At 65.4% G+C, this 21545-nt stretch carries 19 protein-coding genes and 1 tRNA gene; 11 read left to right on the top strand and 9 right to left on the bottom strand.

The features are described from left to right. Positions 1–176 precede the first annotated feature (176 nt). From G342_RS0119430 to G342_RS0119420, 3 genes are all read right to left on the bottom strand, one after another. On the bottom strand, positions 177–3353 hold the full coding sequence (locus G342_RS0119430) for an efflux RND transporter permease subunit (RefSeq protein ID WP_018184837.1): 3177 nt from the start codon (positions 3351–3353) through the stop codon (positions 177–179). After that, positions 3350–4705, bottom strand: a complete 1356-nt coding sequence (locus G342_RS0119425) for an efflux RND transporter periplasmic adaptor subunit (protein ID WP_425402247.1) — start codon at positions 4703–4705, stop codon at positions 3350–3352. Before G342_RS0119425 ends, G342_RS0119430 begins: the two co-directional genes overlap by 4 nt. A gap of 160 nt (positions 4706–4865) precedes the next feature. Beyond that, positions 4866–5261, bottom strand: a complete 396-nt coding sequence (locus G342_RS0119420; protein WP_018184835.1) for an ArsR/SmtB family transcription factor — start codon at positions 5259–5261, stop codon at positions 4866–4868. 276 nt (positions 5262–5537) lie between these two features. Between G342_RS0119420 and G342_RS0119410 the strand changes: the two genes are divergently transcribed. Both G342_RS0119410 and G342_RS0119405 read left to right on the top strand, forming a co-directional pair. Next, positions 5538–5831: a glutaredoxin family protein gene (locus G342_RS0119410; RefSeq protein ID WP_425402246.1), complete on the top strand. Its 294-nt coding sequence runs from the start codon at positions 5538–5540 to the stop codon at positions 5829–5831. A gap of 12 nt (positions 5832–5843) precedes the next feature. Next, a complete protein-coding gene (locus tag G342_RS0119405; RefSeq protein ID WP_018184833.1) occupies positions 5844–6872 on the top strand; it encodes a 2Fe-2S iron-sulfur cluster-binding protein in 1029 nt (342 codons plus the stop codon). 95 nt (positions 6873–6967) lie between these two features. On the opposite strand, the gene G342_RS0119400 is transcribed toward G342_RS0119405, so the two are convergent. From G342_RS0119400 to G342_RS0119390, 3 genes are all read right to left on the bottom strand, one after another. Further along, positions 6968–8512: a multicopper oxidase family protein gene (locus tag G342_RS0119400; protein ID WP_018184832.1), complete on the bottom strand. Its 1545-nt coding sequence runs from the start codon at positions 8510–8512 to the stop codon at positions 6968–6970. Between the two features lie 49 nt (positions 8513–8561). Then, positions 8562–9362: a CerR family C-terminal domain-containing protein gene (locus G342_RS0119395; protein ID WP_018184831.1), complete on the bottom strand. Its 801-nt coding sequence runs from the start codon at positions 9360–9362 to the stop codon at positions 8562–8564. Between the two features lie 64 nt (positions 9363–9426). Next, entirely contained in the window at positions 9427–9639 is a 213-nt protein-coding gene (locus G342_RS0119390; RefSeq protein ID WP_018184830.1) for a heavy-metal-associated domain-containing protein, read from the bottom strand. 162 nt (positions 9640–9801) lie between these two features. Between G342_RS0119390 and G342_RS0119385 the strand changes: the two genes are divergently transcribed. The 3 genes from G342_RS0119385 (at position 9802) to G342_RS26670 (ending at position 13605) form a co-directional block, all read left to right on the top strand. Further along, on the top strand, positions 9802–12303 hold the full coding sequence (locus G342_RS0119385; RefSeq protein ID WP_026304624.1) for a heavy metal translocating P-type ATPase: 2502 nt from the start codon (positions 9802–9804) through the stop codon (positions 12301–12303). Between the two features lie 61 nt (positions 12304–12364). After that, on the top strand, positions 12365–12814 hold the full coding sequence (cueR, locus tag G342_RS0119380; protein ID WP_018184828.1) for a Cu(I)-responsive transcriptional regulator: 450 nt from the start codon (positions 12365–12367) through the stop codon (positions 12812–12814). Between the two features lie 458 nt (positions 12815–13272). Next, complete coding sequence (locus G342_RS26670) at positions 13273–13605, top strand: Rossmann-fold NAD(P)-binding domain-containing protein (protein ID WP_425402249.1); 333 nt, start codon at positions 13273–13275, stop codon at positions 13603–13605. Positions 13606–13620: 15 nt separating this feature from the next. Here G342_RS26670 and G342_RS0119370 read toward each other — a convergent pair. Then, positions 13621–13697: transfer RNA gene (locus tag G342_RS0119370), tRNA-Arg, on the bottom strand. Between the two features lie 140 nt (positions 13698–13837). Beyond that, entirely contained in the window at positions 13838–15358 is a 1521-nt protein-coding gene (locus tag G342_RS0119365) for a sensor histidine kinase (RefSeq protein ID WP_018184826.1), read from the bottom strand. 337 nt (positions 15359–15695) lie between these two features. On the opposite strand from G342_RS0119365, the gene rpmH reads away from it, so the two are divergent. The 6 genes from rpmH to G342_RS0119335 all read left to right on the top strand — a co-directional run bounded on the left by rpmH (position 15696) and on the right by G342_RS0119335 (position 20521). Beyond that, positions 15696–15830, top strand: coding sequence for a 50S ribosomal protein L34 (gene rpmH, locus G342_RS0119360; RefSeq protein ID WP_018184825.1), 135 nt, complete (start codon positions 15696–15698; stop codon positions 15828–15830). A 42-nt stretch (positions 15831–15872) separates the two neighbouring features. Next, a complete protein-coding gene (rnpA, locus tag G342_RS0119355) occupies positions 15873–16307 on the top strand; it encodes a ribonuclease P protein component (protein WP_018184824.1) in 435 nt (144 codons plus the stop codon). Then, positions 16304–18127, top strand: a complete 1824-nt coding sequence (yidC, locus tag G342_RS0119350) for a membrane protein insertase YidC (protein WP_018184823.1) — start codon at positions 16304–16306, stop codon at positions 18125–18127. Before rnpA ends, yidC begins: the two co-directional genes overlap by 4 nt. Before the next feature lie 21 nt (positions 18128–18148). Continuing rightward, positions 18149–18790, top strand: a complete 642-nt coding sequence (gene yihA / locus G342_RS0119345; RefSeq protein WP_018184822.1) for a ribosome biogenesis GTP-binding protein YihA/YsxC — start codon at positions 18149–18151, stop codon at positions 18788–18790. A gap of 103 nt (positions 18791–18893) precedes the next feature. After that, a complete protein-coding gene (argB, locus tag G342_RS0119340) occupies positions 18894–19796 on the top strand; it encodes an acetylglutamate kinase (RefSeq protein WP_018184821.1) in 903 nt (300 codons plus the stop codon). Next, a complete protein-coding gene (locus G342_RS0119335) occupies positions 19796–20521 on the top strand; it encodes a pyrimidine 5'-nucleotidase (protein WP_018184820.1) in 726 nt (241 codons plus the stop codon). The genes argB and G342_RS0119335 overlap by 1 nt, the downstream gene beginning before the upstream one ends. Here the strand turns inward: G342_RS0119335 and G342_RS0119330 are convergent. Continuing rightward, positions 20518–21459, bottom strand: a complete 942-nt coding sequence (locus tag G342_RS0119330) for an IS481 family transposase (RefSeq protein ID WP_026304620.1) — start codon at positions 21457–21459, stop codon at positions 20518–20520. The two genes, G342_RS0119335 and G342_RS0119330, sit on opposite strands and share 4 nt — an antisense overlap. Between the last annotated feature and the right edge of the window lie 86 nt (positions 21460–21545).

Raw genomic sequence — 21545 nt, 5'->3', positions numbered from 1 at the left:
TCCTATCGTTGCAAGGTCAAGTCCCGGAAATACAGAAACCGAGGATGGATCTAGTTGGAAGCGCCGCACCGAAACCTCACGGGTGGGACGAACTGGAAATCTCTGCGCCATGTTCCATATCCGGGTGCAGTCGGGTCGGGCGGATCGTCCCGACTGCACCCGCTTTCAGCCCCGGCCTAAACGCGCGATTCCAGCGCCGCGGCGCTGTCTCGCCGCGTCTGACGGGCGACCGCCCTGCGGCGCACCAGGACGTAGAACACCGGCGTCAGCACGAGGCCGAACAGCGTGACGCCGAGCATGCCGGCGAACACGGCAATCCCCATGACATGCCGCATCTCGGCGCCGGCCCCGGTCGCCAACACAAGCGGGACGACGCCGGCGATGAAGGCGAGCGAGGTCATCAGGATCGGCCGCAGGCGGAGCCGGGCTGCTTCCAGCACGGCGTTCAGGGGGTCGATGCCTTCCTCTTCCTTCGCTCGGGCGAACTCGACGATCAGGATCGCATTCTTGGCGGCGAGCCCGACAAGCACGACGAAGCCGATCTGCGTGAAGATGTTGTTGTCGCCCCCGGTAAACCAGACGCCCGCGATCGCCGAAAGCAACGCCATCGGAGCAATCAGCAACACGGCGAACGGCAGGGACCAACTGTTGTACTGCGCCGCGAGAATGAGAAACGCGAGCAGTACCGACAGCGGGAAGACGTACAGCGCCGTGTTGCCGGCTTGCTTCTCCTGATAGGCGAGCTCCGTCCACTCGAAGGCCATGCCGGGCGGCAGGGTTTCCGACGCGATCCGCTCGATCGCCGCGGTCGCTTGCCCGAACGAGTACCCGGCCGCCGGGCTACCGCTGATATCGGCTGACGGGAAGCCGTTATAGTGCATGACGCGATCCGGCCCCGAGCTGTTCTCGATGGTCAGCAAGGCCGACAGCGGGATCATTTCCCCCGCCGCGTTGCGCACCTTCAGCCGGCCGATGTCCTCCGGCTGCATGCGGAACGGCGCATCCGCCTGGACCATCACGCGGTAGGTACGGCCGAACCGATTGAAGTCGTTGGCGTAGAGCGAGCCGAGATTGACCTGCAGCGTCTCGAAGATCGTGTTGAGCGGCACGCCCTGCGACTTGGCCTTGACCCGGTCGATATCCACCTGCACCTGCGGCGCGTTCACCTGGAAGCTCGCGAGCATGCCCGCCAGTTCCGGCGTCTGCATCGCCTTGGCCAGGATGGCGCCCTGCGCCTCAGCGAGCGCCTCGAAGCCAAGCCCCGCCCGATCCTCGATCTGGATCTTGAAGCCGCCGGTCGAGCCGAGGCCCGGAACAGGCGGCGGCGGAAAGATGCCGGCGAAGCCATCGGGGATCTGGCTGAATTTGCCCATCAGGCGACCGGCGATGGCGAAGGCGGACAGGGAAGGATCCTTGCGCTCGTCAAAGGGCTTGAGCATCGTGAACATCACGGCGGCGTTGGGGATATTGACCATGCCGTTGACCGAAAGGCCCGGAAAGGCAACGACGCTTTCCACGCCCGGTTCAGCGAGCGCGATCTCCGACATCGTCTTGACGACCGCCTCGGTGCGATCCAGCGACGCGCCGGTCGGCAGCTGGGCAATGCCGACGAGATAATACTTGTCCTGGGCCGGCACGAACCCGGTGGGCACCATCTGGAACCCCATCCATGTCATGCCGACCAGACCGGCATAGCCGAGTAGGACGATCGCGCTGAAACGGACGGCGCGCCGCACCGTCCAGACATAGGCATTCGAGGCGCTGTCGAAGAAGCGGTTGAACCGCCGGAAGAACCAGCCGAACAGGGTGTCGATGACGATCGTCAGCCGGTCGCGCTTCACATTGTCATGGTGCGGCTTCAGGAGCACGGCGGCGAGCGCGGGAGAAAGCGTAAGCGAATTGATCGCCGAGAGGATGGTCGAGATGGCGATCGTGAGGGCGAACTGCCGGTAGAACTCGCCCTGCAGGCCGGACAGGAAGGCCGAGGGAATGAACACCGCCGACAGGACCGAGGTGATGGCGATGATCGGCCCGGTCACCTCGTCCATGGCCTTGCGCGCCGCCTCCTTCGGCGTCTCGCCGAGCGCGATGTGACGCTCGACGTTCTCGACGACGACGATGGCGTCATCGACCACGATGCCGATCGAAAGCACGAGCCCGAACAGCGACAGCGTGTTCAGCGAAAAGCCGAACAGGTACATGAGGGCGAACGTGCCGACCAACGAGACCGGCACCGCGACCAGCGGGATGATCGAAGCGCGCCAGGTCTGAAGGAAGATCACCACCACGAGGACGACCAGCGCGATGGCTTCGAGCAGCGTGACCACCACGGCCGCCAGGGAAGCCTTGACGAAGACGGTCGGGTCGTAGGCGATGCGATATTCGATGCCCTCCGGGAAACCCTGCTTCAGTTCCTCCATGGCGCCGCGAATGGCGCTCGAAACGTCTAGCGCGTTGGCGCCGGGGCTCTGGATGATCTGGATCGCCAGCGCCGGCTTGCCGTCGAGCAGGCTGCGCAGCGCATAGGAATCAGCACCGAGTTCGATGCGGGCGACATCCCGCAGACGGGTGACCTGGCCGTCGGCGCCCGTCTTGACGACGATTTCGCCGAACTGCTCCTCGTTCGAAAGCCGGCCGAGCGTGTTGACCGTGACCTGGAGCGCCGCCGAGGCTTCCGGCTGCTGGCCGACCGAGCCGGCCGCCACCTGGACGTTCTGCTCCTGAATGGCCGCCACCACGTCGGAGGCGGTCAGGCCGCGCGCCGCCACCTTGGCCGGATCGAGCCAGATCCGCATCGAATATTCGCCGGCTCCCCAGACCAGCACGTCTCCGACGCCGGGCAGACGCGCCAGCTGGTCGCGCACCTGCAGGAGGGCGAAGTTCGAGAGATAGAGGGGATCATAGCGATCATCGGGCGAGACCAGATGCACAACCATCAGGATGTCGGGCGAGGTCTTCTGCGTCACGACGCCGATGCGCTGCACTTCCTGCGGCAGACGCGGGAGCACCCGCGAGACGCGGTTCTGCACCTGGATCTGCGCCATGTCCGGATCGGTGCCCTGCTGGAAAGCGACCGTCAGCGTCATGCGCCCGTCGGTCGCCGCCTGCGAGCTCATATAGAGCATGTTCTCGACGCCGTTGATCGCCTGCTCGAGCGGCGCGGCAACCGTTTCGGCGATCACCTCGGGATTGGCGCCGGGATAGCTTGCGGTTACCTGAACGGTCGGCGGGGTGACCTGCGGATACTCGCTCAACGGCAGTTTCAGAAGCGTGAGACCGCCGGCGATCAGCATCAGGACGGAAAGAACGACCGCGAAGATCGGGCGGTCGACGAAGAAGCGCGGAATATTCATCGCCGCGCCTCCTGAGCTGCCGCCGCGGACCGACCGCCATCGGCGGAATGGCCCGGAAGCATCGAAATCAGCTGTGGAGACACCTGCATGCCCGGACGCACCAGCCCCTTCACGATGATCTTCTCACCCGGAGCGAGGCCGGCCGTGACCACTCTCAGACCGTCGACCATCGGTCCGAGCTCGACCGGACGGTATTCGGCCTTGTCCCCGGCCCCGAGCACCAGCACGTAGCGGCGCCCCTGATCGGTGCCGATCGCCTGGTCGTCGATGAGCACGGTCTGGGCCGGCTCGGCGGTGACGAGGTTCGCCCGCGCAAACAGGCCGGGCGCCAGCCGACCATCCGAGTTGCTCACGATGGCCCGGGCGCGGATCGTTCCCGTGCTCCGGTCGACGCGGTTGCTGAGGAAATCGAATTCGCCGGCATGCGGGAAGCCGGCATCGGTCATCAGCCCCACCTGCACCGGCAGCCTGCCGGCATCCTTGCCGCTTTCGCCCGCCCGAGCCCGCGCGACGAAGTCGAGATAGGTGGCCTCGTCGATATCGAAATAGGCATAGAGGGGGTCGGTCGTGACGATGGTGGTGAGAAGGGTCGCGGCTCCGGCATTGCCGCCGGCGACCAGATTGCCTTCCGAGACCAGAACCCGGTCGACCCGCCCGCCGATCGGCGCGGTGACGCGCGTGAAGGAGAGATCAAGCTCGGCGGCGGCCAGGGCCGCCTTCGCGATTTCGATCTGCGCCTGCCGCTGACGATGCGCGGTCCGCGCATCGTCATAGGTCTTGCGCGACACCGTGCCATTCGGAGCCAGCGTCTCGATACGCCCGAAATCGATCTCGGCCTGATCGAAGAGAACCACCGCCTGCTGCAACTGGGCCTTGGCGGCATCCAGCGCGACCTCGAATGGCCTGGGGTCGATCTGGAACAGGAGCTGGCCGGGGCGCACGAGACCGCCTTCGGGAACGCTGACGGCATCGATGGCGCCGCCAACACGCGGTCGAAGCTCGATGACCTTGGTCGCCTCGAGATGGCCTGTGAACTCCACCGAGCGCGCAACGGCGCGCGTGACGACCTCGGCGACCGGAACCTGTGGCAGGGGCATTTCACTCGACTGCGCAGCCGCTTCGGGCGCGACCGTCAACGATACGAACGCCAGCAGGCGGCTGGCATAGGAACCTGCCTCGTCGCTTTTGACGAAGGCAAACGTGCCCCCGGCAACGGCCACGCCGGCTAGAAGCAGGGTGGCGGCTTTTCTACTCATCTCTTTTACCTTCGTTGGGAAACCTTCCAGGCCCGTGGCCTGCGGCGACAGTCGATTCTTTCGCGAAGGTGGGGTTTCCAACGATGGAAGGGTCAAGGCCCCTCCGAAACTCTGTCGAAGGCGGTCTTTTGCGCGGTCATCTTGCTATGCGGCGACCAACCGCCGGCTTTACTTCAATGCCGTTGTTTCGAGGCGAGGAAATTCGTCTTTGGATACGTGGTGAATTTCACTCAAGAAGCGCGCCAAACGAGCCGGCTCACTCGTCCGCGTGATCTTCCGCGATGTGCATCGCCATGTCCTGCAGCACCTGGCTGACGTGCTGGTCGGCGATTTCGTAGAAGATCTGCTTGGCCTGGCGCACGCCGCTGACGAGACGCGCTCCCCGCAACAGCCGCAGATGATGGCTGACGAGGGACGGCGACAGCTCCAGCCTCTCGGCAATATCGCCGACCGATATCGGCCCCGCCACGCAGCTCAGCAGAATCCGCAGCCGGGACGGATCACCGAGTAGGCGGAACGTTTCCGCCAAGATCGTGATCTCGTTCTGCGACAGCGAGGCATGGCTCAAGAGCGCGTCGGGCGCCGCGGCACGCGCCGGCCCTGCGCCTTCATTTTGTTTCTCGACCTTGGCCGTCGGTTTGCGAGACGTCATCTGCCCGAACTACCTGTGCTGGGAACGAAGCTCGTCGGCGTTCGGGACGAGGCGCAGTCCATATGGATTTATCGGGCCCAATCTAGCGGAAGAGCGAGGGATCACAATGCGCAAGCCGGTCGCGGCTAGCGCGCATTTCCCCGAGGCTGCGTCGCACCTCCACAAGTCCTCTGCCGTGCGACGACGGCACTTGACCTTGCAAGCGCTGGAAGCCGCACCGTGACGACAAGGTTCCGCTAGCCGGCCGCTCTCAGGCCGATCGACGCGAGCGAAACCATGTCGAACTCACCGAAAGGCAACACCATGACGGATGCCAGCGCACCGCAAATTCTCCTGTACACGACCCCGACCTGCCCGGATTGCCATGCGCTCAAGCGTTGGCTCGACCAGTTGGGTGTCGCCTACGAGGAACGCGATCTCACCGACCCGCGGATCGCCGAGGAGGCCAAGGCGCGCACGGGTGTGAGGGTGGCGCCCATCACCCTGGTCGGTTCCGAAGTCTTCTACGGAACATTCCAGAGCCAGAAGCCGGGCCTGATCCAGGTGCTCCGGCTGGCGCAGGACCGGTAAGGAACCGGCAGCATGACCGCCACATTTGTCGATATCCGGCAGGCCCGGACCAGCCTTGCAGTCCAAAGCGGACAGACCATTCTGGATGCTGCCCTCGCGGCCGGCATTCCCTACCCGCATGGTTGCCGGTCCGGACGTTGCGGTTCCTGCAAGTCCCGGCTGATCGAGGGCGAGGTCAATCTGCTCCCGCATTCGCGCTTCGCCCTCACCGACCAGGAAAAGGCCGGCGGCCTGATCCTGGCGTGCCGGGCCCTTCCCCAGACGGACGCGGCCGTCGCTTGGCTCGGCAGCGACGACGAGGAGGTCCAGCCTCCACGACGTCTCGACGGCAGAGTGACCTACCTTGGTGATCTCACCCACGACATCAAATTGGTTCGGATCACGCCCGAGGACGGGGCTCCGTTGCTGTTCGCCGCCGGGCAATATGCGCAGGTCGGCTTCCAGGGAGTTCCCGCCCGCAGCTATTCGATGGCCAACCGATCCGGCGATGACGGCCTCGAATTCCACATCCGCCGTGTCCCGGGAGGGCTCACCTCGGAACAGGTGCACGGCACGTTGAAGTTCGGTGACAGGGTTACGCTCGAATTCCCCCTCGGCTCTTCCTCGCTGCGCCAGCATCATGCCGGCCCGATCCTGTGCATCGCCGGCGGCTCAGGGCTGGCGCCGATCCAGTCCATCGTGGAAACGGCTCTCGCCCTCGGCATGAAGCAGCCGATCCATGTCTATTTCGGCGCCCGGAGCGAGCGCGATCTCTATCTCGTCGAGCATTTCCAGGCCCTCGGCAGGCAGCACCCCAATCTCGCCTTCGTGCCCGTGCTGTCCGCGGCGCAGTCCGCGCGGTATCGGAGCGGCTTCGTCACCCAAGCCGTGGCGGAGGATCTTTCCGACCTCGACGGATGGAAGGCCTATGTCGCCGGCCCGCCGCCGATGGTGGACGCAGCCATGGCGATGGCGCTCGCGCTGGGCCTGCGCCAGGAGGACCTGCACGCCGACGTGTTCTTCACTCCCGAGGAACTGCCGACGCCGGTTGCGGTCGCATGATGCCGTCATCGACGAGAGGACCCTGCCGCTCCCCGCTCCAATGAAAAGCCCGCCGCGAACTCTTCGCGGCGGGCTTTTTCATTCATGGACCGACTCTAGGCCTGAACGTCGACCGTTCCCATCATGCCGAGCTGTTCGTGCTCGAGGATATGGCAGTGATACATGCGCGGTCCCGGCAGATCCTGGCGCAGCAGGATGCGGACCGTCTCGCCGGCCGCGACGTTCACGGTATCCTTCCACGCGCGATAGGCGGGCGGGGAGATATTCCCGTCCTTCTCGTGCTCGGTAATCTGGAACTGCGTCCCATGCACATGGAACGGATGGTCCATGTCCGCCTCGTTGACGATTTCCCAAAGCTCGACCTGTCCGACCCTCGAGACTTCGTCGACGCGGTTCATGTCGAAGCTGGCGCCATTGATCAGGAACCTCATGTCCATTCCGCTGGAAGACATGGACATGCCGGAGTGATCCATGCCGTTCATCGCCATGTCGCCATGATCCATGCCGCCCATCGATTCCGTCAGCACGAACCGGCGCGTGACAACCGGATTCCCGAGCGTTTCGATGGCGCGTAGCCTTGCCGGCAGGGGCGGAATCGCCGCCACCGCCTGGTCGGCTACGTTCGCCGTCAAGAGTACCATTCCGGCCTCGGCCGGCTTGTCCGGCCCCATCCAGCCGCGCTCATAGTCGAGCGTGGTGAGCCTAGCCGCACCCGGCTTGTCGAAGGAAACAATCAGCTCAACCCGTTCGGCCGGCGTGAGCAGGAGCTCGTCGACGGCGACGGGCGCTTCAATCAGCCCGCCATCCGTTCCGACGACGGTCACGCTGGCGTTCTCGAACCGAAGCCTCAGGAAACGCGCGTTCGTCGCATTGAAGAGACGCAGGCGGCGCTTTTCGCCAAGACCCACGGCCATGGCGGGGTTCTTCTGGCCGTTGACGAGCACGTGATCGCCCACGCGGCCGTTCATGAGATCGGCCATCGTGCTTTCCGGCATCGTCCCGTCCGCGGCGATCCTGAGATCGCTGAGCAGGAGGATCGTGTCGCCATATTCCGGCGGGATGGGATCGTCCTTCGGTTTGACCAGGAAGATGCCGGCGAGGCCGCGATAGACCTGCTCGGCAGTCAATCCGTGCGGATGAGGATGAAACCAGTAAGGTGCGGCGCTGCCTTCCGGCAGATTGAACGCATAGAGGCGCTCGCTACCCGACGCCACGGGGTCGGTCGGATTGCCATCCTGGTCGGCGGGCACCGGCATGCCATGCCAATGGATCGTCGTAGGCTCGCCCGGAATCCCGTTCCGGAAGCGGATCTCGATCTTGTCGCCTTCGTTGGCCTCGATCACGGGCGTGCTGCCGTTATAGAGAAGCACTGGCGTGTCGAGCCCTTCGGCGAACCGCACGACGCCTGGCTCGGCCACCAGCTCCGCCTGGAACAGGCCGGGCACGGCCGATCGGTTGGACAGGCGCGGCAGCGCCTTCAGCGGCTGGCCTTCCGGCAGGACGGGATTGGCGTCCGTCGCGGGCATGGCGTGCTGGCCGTGGCCGCCGCTCATCCCGCCCATATCATGCTTCATCTGGGCAGCCACGGGCCCGGCAACGGCGAGGCCCGAAAGGCCCGCCAGAAAAGTGCGCCGATACATGGATCGTCTTCCTCTCGGTCGTTTGACTGCGAACGGCTGGGCCGGTCGACTATGACTTGAGTTGCTTTGCCGGCCCGCATGGCCTGTCCGCATCGCGTGGCTGGCTTGTCAGGGTCTCTCCGACCAGGAGGTCGATGTGCTCGGCGACGACGCGACGGATATCTGCGTGGTCTTCGCCGAGCAGAGAATCGCGTCCGAGCTTCTGCTCCACCATGGGGCGGGAGACGCAGAAGATGGCGAACTGACCGGAAATCGCGAACGAGCGGAGCATCGCCTCGTCCGATTGCGGATCGAGGTCCCGAAGGAACGCCACCAGCTCCGTCGTCGTGCTCTGACACCGCAGCATGAAGTCGTCGATGACGTCGAAGGAGGCGGAGGGCTCCATCTGCTCGCGCAGGATGAAACGGCCCCAGAGTTCGGCCTCGGCCTCGCCCAGCATGGCATCGATATGAGCGTCGACGATCCGCTGCAGCAGCCGGCGCGCCGTCGGGCGGTCGACCGATCCGGCCAGAGCTTCCGCCGCCTGGTCGAGGCTGCCGCCGATACGCGCATCCATCTGCTCGACGACATGTTCGGCGACAGCCCGGTGCAGCACGTCCTTGCTGCCGAAGTGATAGACGATGGCGGCGAGATTGGCGCCGGCGCGCTTGGCGATCTCTCGCGTCGCCGCGCCCTCGAAGCCATAGCGCCCGAAGACATCGAGCGCGGCCAGCAGCAGTTTCGTGCGCGTTTCGACGCCGCGATCCTGGCGCGCCCGACGATAGTGCCGCGAGGCAGGCAGCGACCGGCCAGCCGGCGAGTTCAGGTCGACCGGCAGGCTCCTGGACGTGTTGGCGATCGCGTCCATCATGACATCCGGCTCCCTGCAATCGCGCGACCGGGTCTGATGGTGATGAAAATCGGGACGGGCTTGCTCATGCCATCGCTCCCGTTCCGATCGCGGTTGCCGGATAGCCGGCTTCCGCGAGAGCCCTTTGCAGCGCCGCCGAGGTCGCCGTTGTCTCGACCCGGACCAGGCGCGCGGCTGGATTGGTCTCGATCCCTGCGTCGGGATCGACGGACTGGATCGCCCTGGTGACGGTCTTGGCGCAGCCGCCGCAGGTCATGTTCTCGATTCTGAGTTCCATGAGAAATCTCCTTGATCTGGGTCTCATGACGCTCAAGCTGGGGTTTCCAGCCATGGGAAGGTCAAGCGCTGCAGAAATCATTTTTCGGCCCTTGACCTTCCCATGGCTGGAAGCCCCACCTTCCGTCCGAACTTGAATTTCGGAACGATGAAGGAGGCGGCAATGAATGCCCCCGTTCGAGCAACAGACCTGACCGGCACGATATCGCTACCCATCGAGGGCATGACCTGCGCGTCCTGCGTCGGCCGGATCGAAAGAGCCCTGAAGGCCGTCCCTGGCGTCGAGACCGTATCGGTCAATTTGGCGACCGAGCGTGCGAGCATAACCACCAGCGCGGCCGTTGCCCGCGCCGAGTTGGTCCAGACGATCGAGGACGCCGGCTATTCCGTGCCGGCGCTCACGACCGGGGCCGGTCCTGCGGAGATCGCGATCGAGGGCATGACCTGCGCGTCCTGCGTCGGCCGTGTCGAGCGCGCGCTGAAGGCGGTTCCCGGCGTGACCGGAGCGGTCGTCAATCTGGCGACGGAGCGCGCCACGATCCACGGAACCGCCGACGCGGCTGCGCTGATCGCGGCGATCGGCGAGGCCGGCTACGAGGCGCAGGTGATCGGCGCGGCGGCCAGCCAAGGCGGCGAGGACGAGAACGCCGAGCGCGCCGAGAAGAAGGAAGCGGAACGCCGCGAACTGGCCCGCGACTTCACCATCGCGGCCGTGCTGACCACGCCGATCTTTCTCATCGAGATGGGTTCGCACCTCATTCCGGGCGTGCACGGCCTTATCGATTCGACGATCGGCATGCAGTGGAGCTGGTACATCCAGTTCGCGCTGACGACGCTCGTGCTCTTCGTTCCGGGCATTCGCTTCTACAGGAAGGGGCTGCCGGCCCTCTGGCGTCTCGCCCCCGACATGAACTCGCTGGTGGCCGTCGGTTCGCTGGCTGCCTATGGCTATTCGCTGGTCGCGACCTTCGCACCCGGCTTCCTGCCGCCTGGAACGATCAACGTCTATTATGAAGCCGCCGCCGTCATCGTGACGCTGATCCTGCTCGGCCGCCTGCTCGAAGCCCGGGCCAAGGGCCGGACATCGGAAGCGATCAAGCGCCTGGCCGGCCTGCAGGCCAAGACGGCGCGCGTCCGCCGGGACGGCAAGACGGTCGATCTGCCGATCGGCTCGGTCGTCTCCGGCGACATCGTCGAGGTTCGCCCCGGCGAGCGCCTGCCCGTCGATGGCGAGGTGATCGACGGCTCAAGCTATGTCGACGAATCGATGATCACCGGCGAGCCGATCCCGGTTTCCAAGTCGGTCGGCAGCGAGGTCGTCGGCGGCACCGTCAACCAGAAGGGCGCGTTCTCGTTCCGCGCGACGGCAGTCGGCGGCAATACGGTCCTGTCGCAGATCATCCGCATGGTCGAGGAAGCCCAGGGCTCCAAGCTGCCGATCCAGGCGCTGGTCGACCGCGTGACCATGTGGTTCGTCCCGGCGGTGTTCGTCGTCGCGGCGCTGACCTTCGCCGCCTGGCTCGCCTTCGGCCCGTCGCCGGCGCTCACCTTCGCGCTGGTCAATGCCGTCGCCGTCCTGATCATCGCCTGCCCGTGCGCCATGGGGCTAGCGACGCCAACCTCCATCATGGTCGGCACCGGCCGCGGCGCCGAACTCGGCGTGCTCTTCCGCAAGGGCGAAGCGCTGCAGCTGCTGAAGGACGCCAAGGTCGTGGCGCTCGACAAGACCGGTACGCTGACCGAGGGCAAGCCGACCCTGACCGATCTCGAACTGGCGGCCGGATTCGAGCGGTCGACCGTCCTGGGCCTTGTGGCTGCCGTCGAGGCCAAGTCGGAACACCCGATCGCCGGCGCGATCGTCGACGCCGCCGTGGCCGAAGGCACCGCGCTGCCGGCCGTGTCGGACTTCGAATCGGTGACGGGCTTCGGCGTCAGGGCCACGGCCGACGGCAAGCGCGTCGAGGTCGGGGCAGACCGCTACATGGTCGAGCTCGGCCATGACGTGGCGGCGTTCGCTGGAGTTGCCGAGCGTCTGGGCAATGAGGGCAAGTCGCCCCTCTATGCGGCGATCGACGGCCGGCTCGCGGCAATCATCGCCGTGGCCGACCCGATCAAGGCCCCGACGCCCGCGGCCATCAAGGCCCTGCACGCTCTCGGCCTCAACGTCGCGATGATCACCGGCGACAATGCCCGCACGGCCAAGGCCATCGCGGCCCGGCTGGGGATCGACGAGGTCGTCGCGGAAGTCCTGCCGGATGGCAAGGTCGACGCGGTTCGCCGCCTCCGGGCGAAGTACGGCAAGGTCGTCTTCGTCGGCGACGGCATCAACGACGCCCCGGCGCTGGCCGAGGCGGATGTGGGTCTCGCCATCGGCACCGGTACCGACATCGCCATCGAGGCGGCGGACGTGGTCCTGATGTCCGGCAGCCTGCAGGGCGTTCCGAACGCGATCGCCCTGTCGAAGGCGACGATCGGCAACATCCGGCAGAACCTGTTCTGGGCGTTTGCCTACAACACGGCGCTGATCCCGGTCGCGGCCGGCCTGCTCTATCCGGCCTACGGCATCCTGCTGTCGCCGGTCTTCGCGGCGGGCGCCATGGCGCTGTCGAGCGTCTTCGTGCTCGGCAATGCGCTGCGGTTGCGCGCGTTCAAGGTGGCGAACTGACAAACCGCGGCAGCCGGTCCCGATCCGGACCGGCTGCCGCGTCATTCCAGGGAGAACATGGATGAATATTGGACAGGCATCCAAAGCATCGGGCGTGTCCGCCAAAATGATCCGCTACTACGAGCAGACCGGGCTCATTCCAGCTGCCGACCGCAAGTCCTCCGGCTACCGCGACTATTCGAACACCGACGTCCATATGCTGCGCTTCGTCCGCCGCGCGCGCGATTTCGGATTTTCCGTCGCCGAGATCAGCGATCTCCTCGGCCTGTGGCGGGACGACACCCGGCAGAGCGCCGAGGTCAAGCGCCTGGCGCAGGGCCACATCGACGGACTGGAAAAGAAGATCAAGGGTCTCCAGGACATGGCCCGCACGCTCACCATGCTGGTCAACGCCTGCCTGGGCGATCACCGCCCCCATTGCCCGATCCTGCAAAGTCTCGAGACGGACCTGAAGGACGAGGATCTGTCGATCCAGCCCCGCCCCGGCGCCATCGCACGCCCGATGCAGTGAGGGAAGCCGAACAGACCCCAGCCGGCCATACGACAACGGTGGATGGGTGGCCGGGGTCCGAAGGGCAAAGGCTGGGGGCTTTGCCCCGCGGACCTCCTGGGCGCGTTGCACCGCGACCCACTCCGCACCCCTTGCGTCCTGGACGGTCAAATCAGCGGCGCGTGCCTTCGCGCCTATGGGCTTCAACAACCGCCCCAGTGCTGCGGCCCGGCGACACCGGGATGGATAATTTGGGAGCCCATAAATTCGCAGCCATTCGACAGGCGTTTCGAGAGCGACATGCTCTATGAAAGCCTGCCTCACCAGCGCCATGCAGGGCAGGATGTCGTTTATGCCAAGTTGGCAGGCGACATGGAACGGTAGGCCCGCGCCATCCTGGACGCCATGAAGGAAGCTCGCCTCAAACGGTTGATCTTCATCAGCTCCATGGCTATGCGGCGAGGTGCCAGGGGAGCGTTCTGGAACCCTCCCGAGACTCTGCAGCCGTCATCGAGGCAGCCGATCTCGACTACAAGATCCTGCGACCTGGCTGGTTCAACCATGAACCCTCCTCCTGCCTACTGCCTGACGCAGAAGGGCAGCCGTTCATCAGTCACGATGTGGCGCCGAACAGTTTGGCAGCGCTGATCACGGACTTGGCGCCGGGGCCATGGCTCAGGTTCTGCTTAGCGACTAAGCCCCGTCACCGGGGTGCCTCCTGCAATTCCACCAACCCTACCACTCAGCAATATCGGCCCCCTGAGCCAGAACGTCAAAAAACGCCCCGCAAGGGCGTTTCGGCAAGTCGTTGATTTTCTTTAAGGAAATGGCGCGCCCGAAGAGATTCGAACTCCTGACCCCCAGATTCGTAGTCTGGTGCTCTATCCAGCTGAGCTACGGGCGCCTGCCGATTTCGACTGCCTCGGGCAAAACCCCGGGGAGCCGCGCCGACCCTTGAGGCCGTCGACGAGGGGATTGCTACAGCCTCATTCTGCCGATTGCAAGCCTCGATTTCGAGGTCCCTGTGGACATTGCTTCTTTCTCCTAGCCGACCCTGGCTCGCGCCGCGAGATCGAACGCGATCGGCCGATCCGGCACAGAGATTTCAAACGCAGCCCCTGGCCCGTCATGGTCGACCAGCAGAATCGTGCCGCCATGAGCGCGGATAATCTCGGCTGCGATGGCTAGGCCCAGCCCCGTCCCGCCCGACCGAACGCCGCCCTGGAACGCCTGGAACAGATGCTCGCGCGCCTTGGCCGAAACGCCAGGCCCGGTGTCGCAGATGCGGATCGTGACCACCGAACCCTCACGGAACGCCTCGATCCACAGCCGGCGCACGACAGATGGATCCGACTCGCTCTCCAGCGCCTGCACAGCGTTGCGGCATAGGTTGAGAATGACACGGAACAATTGATCCGGATCGGCATCCACCTCGAAGCCTGGCTCGATGCGGCTCTCGAAGCGGATGCTCGGATGCTGGTCGAGGCCGAGCACCTCGGCGACATCGTGCGAGATTCGCGTCAGGGCAACCAGCCGTCGCTGCGGATCCCGCTCGCGGGCGCGGCCATAGGCCAGCGTCGTCTGGCAATAGTCGATGGCTCGGCCGATGGTGGCGATCAGCTTGGGAGCGAACCGCTGCACCGCCGGATCCGGCAACGCCGCGATGCGGTCGGAAAAAAGCTGCACCGAGGCCAGCAGGTTGCGCAGATCGTGGTTGACCTTCGATACGGCGAGCCCCAGATCGGCGAGATGGCGCTTCTGCGCCAGCGTCTCGGTCAGGTGAATCTGCATCGCAGCCAGCTTGTCCTCGGCGATACCGATCTCGTCCGACCGGCCGCTTGGCAGGATGATGCGCTCCTTGTCCTCCGGGTCTTCCGAATAGCGCACCATGGCTTGGGCCAGGCGCCGCATTGGTCGGATCAGCATGCGCTGCAGACTGATGTAGATGAACAGGGCCGTGAGGATCGAGATCACGGCGGAGATCACCAGCATGGTGGTGGCGAAACTCAGCATTGCCTCCCGCAGGGGCCGGTCGCTGATCACCAGCTCGAGGCTGCGGCCGTTCTTTTCCGGCCCGATCACCCGCAGCGTCCGTGGCTCTGCGGCGAACAGGGTGGACAAGGCGGCGGCGGCGGACCCGATCATGTCCGCCTCGCGCAGGTCGGCGACCTCGTCGACCGTTGGCGGCATCTCGACGGTTGCCAGCAGGCGCGTCACATCCCCGGTCCTCAGCACGATCGCCGTGGCGCCGACGGAGGCGAGCAATTGGTCCTGCACCGTGCGCGGCACGTCGCTCCACGCCGAGGAGCCGAGCAGGACGCTCGCCGCCTCGGCCGTCGCCAGACGCTCTTCCAGAAAGCTGACCCGATATCCGGAAATGGAGGGAATGAAGGCCGCCACTTCGCTCACCATGACGAAGACGGCCGTCAGAAGGATCAGCTTGAGCGATAGGCCGAAGGCGTGGCGGCTCGGGCGCGCGGGCACGACATCCGGCACGGCGGCTTGCTCGATGATGCCGGATTGCCCGCTATTCGCGTCGAGACTCGTCACATTGCTATCGTTCAATCGGCGTTCCCTCATGGCCGACGACCAACGCATGATGCGCCCTGCCCGTTCGTCCCGTCAAACGGGCCCGTGCCGATCGGCGCCAGGCCGCCTCGAGCCACCGGGACACGCGCGGTGGCATTCCATGCCCGACCGGTCCCAAGTCCCGTGTTCAGAGACCTGCCGGACTCGCGTTGACTTGGGTGGACCTAGTCCGTATAAGCCGGGCTCACGAGAGCACGCTTCCTGTCATGTCTGGGCCTCGGCCTTGGACATGTGGATTAACGCCGCCGGGAAGGCTCGCTCATCCGAACGATAAACATTGAATTCGAGGGGCCGCCCCGCGCGGTGACGACGCATGAAGCGCACGTATCAACCTAGCAAGCTCGTTCGCAGCCGCCGCCACGGCTTCCGCGCCCGTATGGCAACTGTCGGCGGCCGCAAGGTCATCGCGGCTCGCCGCGCCCAGGGCCGCAAGAAGCTCACTGCCTAATTCGGCAGAGGGACAGCCGGCCGGCGCCCGGAAAGGCTTCCCATGGATCAGATGAAGACCATGGATCGTCTCAAGAAACGCGCCGAATTTCTCGCCGTCGCCGGAGGGGCTCGCGCCTCCCGGCGCGGTTTTGTGTTGCAAAAGCGCGATCCGGGCACCGAGTCGCCCGACCGCGCGGCGCGCATCGGCTACACGGTTACGAAGAAGATGGGCAACTCGCCCGAGCGCAACCGGATCCGACGCCGTCTGCGCGAGGCGATCCGCGCAACCGGCGAGCATGCCGTCGCCGGCACGGACTATGTCCTGATCGGCCGCCGCGCCGCTCTGTCGCAGCCCTTCGATCTTCTCGTGTCCGACCTTATCTCCGGCTTCGACGCGCTGAAGCGCCCTACATCCGGTCCGCGACAGCATGAACGCGGCAAGGAACCAGCCCGGCAGCCGGGCCAAGCGACCTCACCCGAAAGACGTGAACGATGACCGACAACCGCAATCTGATCCTAGCCGTCGTCCTCTCTGTGGCGGTGGTCTTCGGATGGCAGTATTTCGTCGCTGGGCCGAAGCTCGAACAGACTCGCCAGGTTGCGCAGACGCAGCAGCAGACGGGCCCTGACGCCGCGGCCGACGCCGCCGCCCCCGGGGCGACCGTGACGCCGGGCACCCCGGCCCAGCCGGCGCCAGGTGCCATCCTGACCCGTGCCGAAGCCCTGCTCACCTCGCCGCGCGTTCCCATCGATACGCCGTCGGTCACGGGCTCGATCAACCTGAAGGGCGGCCGCCTCGACGATTTGCATCTCGACGGCTTCCGCGAGACGGTCGACCCGAACAGCCCGACCATCATCCTGCTGTCCCCCTCGAACGGGCCGGACGGCTTCTTCGGTGAGTTCGGCTGGGTGGCGCCTGCCGGCATTTCGGCACCCGGCCCCGACACGCTGTGGACGGCTCCCGCCGACGCAAAGTTGACGGTCGAGACTCCGGTGACGCTGACTTGGGACAATGGCGCTGGTCTCACCTTCACCCGCACCATCTCGGTCGATCGCGAATTCATGTTCACGGTTAAGGACGAGGTCGCCAACGCGACGGGCACCGCCGTGACGCTGGCTCCCTATGGCCGCGTCACGCGCCTGGGCGAGCCACATGTCGCCGGCTACTACATCTTGCATGAAGGCCCGCTCGGCGTTCTCGGCGAAAAGGGCCTGCAGGAATTCACCTACAAGGCTCTGCGCAACGACGGCCCTTCAACCTTCGAGGGCATCGGGACCGGCTGGCTCGGCATCACCGACAAGTACTGGGCCGCCGCCGTCATTCCCCGCACCGGCAAGACCTTCGACGCCTCGTTCGCCTTCGTCCCGGGCACGACGCCGCTCAATCAGCTCTATCAGACCGATTTCAAGAGCGCCCCGATCACGGTCGCCCCTGGAGGTACCGCCACAGCCGAAGGGCTGATGTTCGCCGGCGCCAAGCAGGTCAACGTCATCCAGAACTATCAGACGAACCTCAACATCGACCGGTTCGACCTGCTGATCGACTGGGGCATGTTCTATTTCTTCACCAAGCCGCTGTTCTATCTGATGGACTGGTTCTACCGGCTGTTCGGTAATTTCGGCGTCGCCATCCTGCTGGTCACTGTCGTCGTCAAGGCCGTGTTCTTCCCGCTCGCCAACAAGTCGTACAAGTCGATGAGCGCGATGAAGAAGGTGCAGCCGGAAATGGCGGCCCTGCGCGAGCGCTTCGCCGACGACAAGGTGAAGCAGCAGCAGGAGCTGATGGCGCTCTACAAGAAGGAAAAGATCAATCCGCTCGCCGGCTGCTGGCCGGTGCTGATCCAGATCCCGGTCTTCTTCTCGCTCTACAAGGTCATCTTCGTCACCATCGAGATGCGGCATGCGCCGTTCTTCGGCTGGATCCGCGACCTTTCGGCGCCGGATCCGACCTCGATCTTCAACCTGTTCGGCCTGATCCCGTGGTCGCCGCCGGCCATGCTGATGATCGGCATCTGGCCGCTGATCATGGGCGTGACGATGTGGGTACAGATGCGCCTCAACCCGGCCCCCGCCGACCCGGCGCAGCAGGTGATCTTCAACTGGATGCCGGTGATCTTCACCTTCATGCTCGGCACGTTCCCGGCCGGCCTGGTGATCTACTGGGCCTGGAACAACACGCTCTCGATCGCTCAGCAGTGGGTGATCATGCGCCGCCAGGGCGTCGACGTGAACCTGCTCGGCAACATCATGTCGACCTTCAAGAAGAAGCCGAAGGACGACGGCAAGCCGTCCGAACCCACCAAGGCAAAGAGCTGAGGCTCGTAAAAAGGCGCAGCCATGCCCGAAATTGATCCGGAAGAGATCGACCGCCTCGAACGGGGTCGCCTCTTCTTCGCCAAGTCCTGGGACTTCGTGATGAGCGTCCCCTCGATCGCGCACCTGCCGCCGATCGGGGTTGCCGAGATCGCGTTTTCCGGACGTTCCAATGTCGGCAAGTCGTCGCTGATCAACGCGCTGACCAACCGCATCGGCCTGGCGCGCACGTCGAACACGCCGGGCCGGACGCAGGAGCTGAACTTCTTCACCTCCAATAGCGGCCTGTCGATCGTCGACATGCCGGGCTACGGCTATGCCGAGGCGCCGAAGAAGCTGGTCGATGCCTGGAACCGGCTGATCAAGGACTATCTGCGGGGCCGGGTCAGCCTGCGCCGCGTCTATGTGCTGATCGATTCGCGCCACGGCCTCAAGGCGAACGACAAGCTGACGCTCGACCTGCTCGACGAGACGGCGGTGTCGTACCAGATCGTCCTCACCAAGGTCGACAAGCTGAAGACCGGCGAGCTCGCCCGCGTCAAGGCGGCGACGGAAGCGGCGATCGCCAGACGGCCGGCCGCCTATCCGGTCGTCATCGCCACCTCTTCGGAGACCGGCGAGGGCATGGATCTGCTGCGCGCCGAGATCGCCCAGCTGGCGACCTGACGTCGCTCTCGGGCGCTCGCTCCGGGCGAGCCGATCGCCGTCATTGTTCCGCCATCGCAGAATCGCTATAGAGCGCTGCCTTGAGCGGAGCGGAGATTTGAGGATGGATATGCGGCTAGAGGACAGCACCGACCCCGTGCTGACCGCACGATTGATCGCCACTGCGCTGCCCTACATGCTGCGCTATGACGAGAAGACCGTCGTGGTCAAGTTCGGCGGCAATGCTATGGGCTCGGAAGAGCTCGGCAAGGCCTTCGCCGAAGACATCACGCTGCTGAAGCTCGCCGGCATCAATCCCGTCGTCGTGCATGGCGGCGGCCCGCAGATCAACGCCATGCTGAACCGCCTCGGCATCAAGTCCGAATGGGCAGCCGGCATGCGGATCACCGACAAGGCGACCGTCGAGGTCGTCGAGATGGTGCTCGCCGGCTCGATCAACAAGGAGATCGTGCAGACGATCACCGAGGCGGGCGGCCGCGCCATCGGCCTGACCGGCAAGGACGGCAACATGGTCACGGTGCGGCGGCTGACGCGCACCGTCGTCGACCCCGATTCGAACATAGAGAAGGTCGTCGACCTCGGCTTCGTGGGCGAGCCGACGCGGGTCCGAACCGAAGTTCTGGAAGTGCTGGCCAAGTCCGAGATCATCCCCGTGCTGGCGCCCGTCTGCGCCGGCGAGGATGGCGAGACCTACAACGTCAACGCCGACACCTTCGCCGGTGCCATCGCCGGCGCGCTCGATGCCAGCCGGCTGCTGTTTCTGACCGACGTTCCGGGCGTGCTCGACCGCAACAAGCAGCTGATCAAGGAACTGTCCGTCGCCGAGGCCCGCGCCATGATCGCCGACGGCACGATCTCCGGCGGCATGATCCCGAAGGTCGAGACCTGCATCGAGGCGCTCGATCGCGGTGTCGAGGGTGTCGTCATCCTCGACGGCAAGACGCCGCATGCCGTGCTGCTGGAACTCTTCACCGAGCGCGGCGCCGGCACGCTCATCAAGCGCTGATGCCGGACGCGATCCCGAAGCCGCTGTCGGCGGCGCCGGTCCCGGACCGGTTCGCCGACATCCGGTCCTGGGTCTTCGACCTCGACGACACGCTCTATTCGAGCCACACTGGCCTGTTCGGACAGGTCAGCGACCGCATCCAGCTCTATCTGCAGCGTTGCCTGTCGATATCCGCCGAAGAAGCCTCGCTCGTGCGGGCCGATTTCTATCGGCGCCACGGCACGACGTTGCGCGGGCTGATCGTCGAGCATGGCATCGTTCCGGACGCCTTCCTCGATTTCGTGCATGATATCGACCATTCGCCGCTCGAGCCGGATCCCGCCCTGGTCACGGCGATCGAGCGCCTGCCCGGTCGCCGATTCATCCTGACCAATGGTTCGCGCAGCCATGCCGAGCGGATATTGGCGAGGATCGGCTTCGGCGATCCTTTCGACGACATCTTCGACATCATCCGCGCCGACTTCCTGCCCAAGCCGCATCCCGACACCTATCGCCGCTTTCTCGGCCAGAACGACATCGATCCCCTCACGGCGGTGATGTTCGAGGACCTGCCGCGCAATCTGGAAGTTCCGAAATCTCTGGGCATGGCAACCGTGCTCGTCGTGCCGCATGGCACCGATTCGGTTCCCGTCGAGGCCTGGGAGACCGCCGCCAACGCGGCGCATATCGACCATCTGACCGATGATCTCGGCGGCTTCCTGAGCCGACTCACGCCGCGGCGCTAGGTGTCGTTTCCAAGCAGGTTGTTCACACGCTGCCAAGGCGTGAGACCTTGGATGGCTGAGTGGGGTCGTTCACGGTTGTAGCTGTCGGTCCATGGGCCGATGGCGCGGGCGCGCTCCTCGGAGCAGGTGTAGGCGCGGCCGTAGGCCCATTCGCGCAGGCTGGTCTGGATGAAGCGCTCGGCCTTGCCGTTGGTGCGCGGCGTGTAGGGGCGCGTGCGGACGTGTCTGGCCCCGGCGGCCAGCAGGGCCTTGGCGAAGAGCTTGGAGCGATAGGCCGAGCCGTTGTCGGTCATCACCCGCTGGACCGTCACGCCGTGGCGGAGGAGCCAGGCGACGGCGCGTTCAAGAAAGGCGGTCGTGTCCTGCTGGCCTTCCGACGGCAAGATTTCGGTGTAGGCCAGGCGCGAGGCGTCATCGACGCAGACATGCAGGAAGTCCCAGCCGGCCTTCCTCGATCGGCCCAGGCGGCGGTCGTTGGTGATGCGATGGCCCTCGACATGGAACCGGCCCAGCTTCTTGATGTCCAGGTGAATCATCTCGCCGGGCGCACCGCGCTCGTAACGGACCACCGGGATCTTCGGATCCAGGGCGGATAGTTTGCCCAAGCCCAGCCGGCGCAGGATCAACCCCACCGTCGAGCGGGCCATGTCCAGGGCCCTGGCGATGGCCGGCCCCGTCATCCGCCGGCGCCGCAGCAACTGGATTTGCTCGACGATCTCCGCCGAGGTCTTGCTCGGGCATCGACGAGGCGCCGAACTCCGGTCGTGAAACCTTCGGGCCCCACCCTGCCGATGCCGATCCAACCACTTGCCGACCGTGCGCCGCGAGACCCCGAAGGCCTCCGCCGCCTTGGCCATCGACCAGCCGCCACGTTCGATACGATCGACCATCAGGGCTCGACCAACAGGCGTCAGTCGCGCATTCTCGTGCACGTTCATCCGGGGCCTCCGGTGCCAGACGTTGGAGCGTCGCAACCCCAGCCTCTCAGCACCGGCCCGGATGAACAACCTTCATAGCTTCGACA

Source organism: Kaistia granuli DSM 23481 (genome assembly GCF_000380505.1).
Taxonomy (GTDB): Bacteria; Pseudomonadota; Alphaproteobacteria; order Rhizobiales; family Kaistiaceae; genus Kaistia; species Kaistia granuli.
The sequence above is the reverse complement of the archived record's forward strand: the minus strand, read 5'-3'. Positions and strand labels throughout refer to the sequence as shown.